Source organism: Neobacillus kokaensis, from assembly GCF_014656545.1.
GTDB lineage: Bacteria > Bacillota > Bacilli > Bacillales > Cytobacillaceae > Neobacillus > Neobacillus kokaensis.
Map to the genome: position 1 here is coordinate 1 of NZ_BNDS01000060.1, position 2,475 is coordinate 2,475.

A 2,475-nucleotide genomic window follows, 5' to 3' on the forward strand; every position below is an offset into this window, starting at 1 on the left:
CAAAGAGTGTAAAAAACACAAAGAGTGTAAAAAACACAATAAGTGTAAAAAACACAATAAGTGTAAAGAACACAATAAGTGTAAGGAACACAATAAGTGTAAAGAACACAATAAGTGTAAAGAACACAATAAATGTAAAGAACACAATAAATGTAAAGAACACAAAAAACACAAAAAAGAAAAAGTGATAAAAGTCTTTTGTCAAAAGTGTTTCTTCAACTAAATCTTTTAAAGTGATAACCTAATGCAAATTTATCAATCATGGTAAGGGCCATTAGCCCTTACTGTTTTTTGTGATATTTTCCAATTCAATTAAAACAGTTAAAATCATCTGTAATAACAATGACTCCAATGACAACAACTAATATGATAATAATAACAATCGTCAAAATACACCCATTTTCTCTTCCTTCTTTATGTCGTAATTTTCGTCGATTGCACCTTAAACGAATAAAAGAGCTAATTGGAAAAATTTATTATTGTTAAATTTTTCATAAAAAATCTTAATAGAAATAAAGCTAGCTTCGTTTGACACCTGGTACTAATAGTTGATATAATTTCGGTTGAGTCAAGGAACATTTAGTTTTTTGGGATTTTTAAAACAATTATCCTAGTATTTCTTAGAATAGAAGTTTTGACATAGGAAGGATTGTTCAGTTGTGAGCATACTCATCGAAAAAGAAAAAACTCAAACCGAAATTCTATCCATTTTATCTAAGTATCATGATGTCATTGTCTCAATGGGGAATGGAGAACCGGATTATATCCTATCAGCGATTGATGAAAATCCGGAGGCTTTTTCATCATTAAAAATTCATCAAATTTTAGAAATGAAGAATCGACAATACATACAGGGAGAATTCCCACATATCCGCTATGTTTCTTATTTTATGAGCGGATATGCAAGAAAAGCGTTTTTAAACGGAAAATGTGATCTGGTTCCAAATCATTTTCATCAAATGCCTCAATTATTAGAAAGTGAAACCGAAAAGCCAGTGATTGTTTGCCAAACCTCTCCAATGGATCAAGATGGTTATTTTTCTTTAGGGACAGAAGCCGATTATACTGCTCATTTTATTGGGAAAGCTCCATTTGTTATTCAGGTGAATGAATTTGTTCCACGTACAAATGGGGAAAACAAAATTCATCTCTCACAGGTGAAGGCATTAATCAATTACAATCAGCCATTACACGAGCTGACGGAAATACCCGTACGTAACATTGATCAAAAAATTGCTGCCTATATTGCAGAACGTATTAACCATGGTTCTACCCTACAAGTAGGAATCGGGTGCATACCAAACGCAGTAGTCGGTTTATTGGGCAATCACCGAAACCTGGGCATCCATACGGAAATGCTGACGGATGGAATTTATGATTTAGTACAGCAAGGCGTTATCACAGGCATAGAAAAAAAGACATATCGGAAAAAAATCGTAGCTACCTTCGCTTTAGGATCAAAACAATTATATGATTTCATGGATAACAACAACGGGATCGAAATGCTCAGCGTCGATAAAGTAAATGACCCGCGAATCATTGCACAAGAGGATAATATGGTGGCAATTAATGCCACAACCGAAGTTGATTTCTATGGCCAATGTGCCTCTGAAACCGTTGCCGGTAAATATTATAGTTCAACCGGTGGTCAGGCAGACTTCAGCAGAGGCGTCCGCTTCGCGAAGAACGGTAAAGGTTTTATTTGCTTATACTCAACAGCCAAAAATGATACCATTTCTAGAATCCAGCCGATTCTTGCCCCTGGCTCTGTTGTAACGACTTCAAAAAACGATGTTGATTTTGTCGTTACTGAATATGGAATTGCCCAGCTAAAAGGCAAATCCATATTTGAAAGAACAAAATCACTTATTGAAATTGCTCATCCTAAATTTAGAGATGAATTAACATTTGAGGCTAGGAGGATGGGATTTCTAATCTAGATGAAAGCTTAAAAAAGTGCAATTCTAACTATAGAATTGCACTTTTTTATTAAGGTTTCATAGCCAAAACGATAAAACTCAGCCATTTTTATACGCCTACAAATACTCGTAAAAAAAAGACTTACCCATTTATGGATAAGCTTTTCTCAAAATTTATAATGTTAAGAGTTTACGATACCGGTGGTCGGGGTCGAACCGACACTCCTCACGGAACACGATTTTGAGTCGTGCGCGTCTGCCAATTCCGCCACACCGGCAATACGATGGAGGCGGCAACCGGATTCGAACCGGTGGTAAAGGTGTTGCAGACCTGTGCCTTACCACTTGGCTATGCCGCCAAAATATACTTATGGAGCGGAAGACGGGATTCGAACCCGCGACCCCCACCTTGGCAAGGTGGTGTTCTACCACTGAACTACTTCCGCAAACTGGCTGGGCTAGCAGGATTCGAACCTACGAATGACGGAGTCAAAGTCCGTTGCCTTACCGCTTGGCTATAGCCCAATGATAAATTAAATGGGGCGGCTGATGGGAA

The 2,475-nt window shown here is 37.2% G+C and carries 2 protein-coding genes and 4 tRNA genes; 2 read left to right on the forward strand and 4 right to left on the reverse strand.

Going from position 1 to position 2,475, the window contains the following annotated elements; genetic code table 11:
* Together IE222_RS26620 and IE222_RS26120 are read left to right on the forward strand one after the other, a co-directional pair.
* Positions 1-188 (forward strand): hypothetical protein (locus tag IE222_RS26620; protein WP_223282907.1); only part of this gene is annotated, 188 nt, incomplete at its 5' end.
* Positions 189-659: 471 nt separating this feature from the next.
* Complete coding sequence (locus IE222_RS26120) at positions 660-1,940, forward strand: acetyl-CoA hydrolase/transferase family protein (protein WP_308435625.1); 1,281 nt, start codon at positions 660-662, stop codon at positions 1,938-1,940.
* Between the two features lie 175 nt (positions 1,941-2,115).
* On the opposite strand, the gene IE222_RS26125 is transcribed toward IE222_RS26120, so the two are convergent.
* The 4 genes from IE222_RS26125 to IE222_RS26140 form a co-directional block, all read right to left on the reverse strand.
* Positions 2,116-2,197 (reverse strand) — tRNA-Leu (locus tag IE222_RS26125).
* Between the two features lie 7 nt (positions 2,198-2,204).
* Positions 2,205-2,278, reverse strand: a tRNA-Cys gene (locus IE222_RS26130).
* A 12-nt stretch (positions 2,279-2,290) separates the two neighbouring features.
* A tRNA-Gly gene (locus tag IE222_RS26135) sits at positions 2,291-2,365 on the reverse strand.
* Between the two features lie 4 nt (positions 2,366-2,369).
* Positions 2,370-2,444, reverse strand: a tRNA-Gln gene (locus IE222_RS26140).
* Positions 2,445-2,475 lie beyond the last annotated feature (31 nt).